Source organism: Streptomyces sp. P9(2023), assembly GCF_032436795.1.
Taxonomy (GTDB): Bacteria; Actinomycetota; Actinomycetes; order Streptomycetales; family Streptomycetaceae; genus Streptomyces.
In genome coordinates, this window is the sequence record NZ_JAUPWM010000860.1 from 1 (window position 1) to 235 (window position 235).

The following is a 235-nucleotide window of genomic DNA, read 5'->3' on the forward strand; positions in this document are numbered from 1 at the left end:
TCTTTTTTTACTTTGTTTTTGCACGGTTTTTTCCTCTTTTTGTCTCAGTCGCATTCTCAGGTCTTAAAAATGAGACACTTTTGTTCGCTGATCGTTCGTAAAGCCTACCGAAGGCGTTATCGGCAAGCTTACGTTTCCGCGCAGCTCGAATGTAAACATCGGCCATTTCTTGCTTAGCCCATCCAAAAATCGCACACATTTCTGCATGAGTTGCTCCATGCTCTGCCAAAGCTAC

General features: G+C 43.8%; 1 protein-coding gene. It reads right to left on the minus strand.

Annotated features, from left to right (window positions below):
* Positions 1-7: 7 nt before the first annotated feature.
* On the minus strand, positions 8-235 hold a 228-nt coding region (locus tag Q5762_RS39700; protein WP_315897181.1), incomplete at its 5' end, for a hypothetical protein.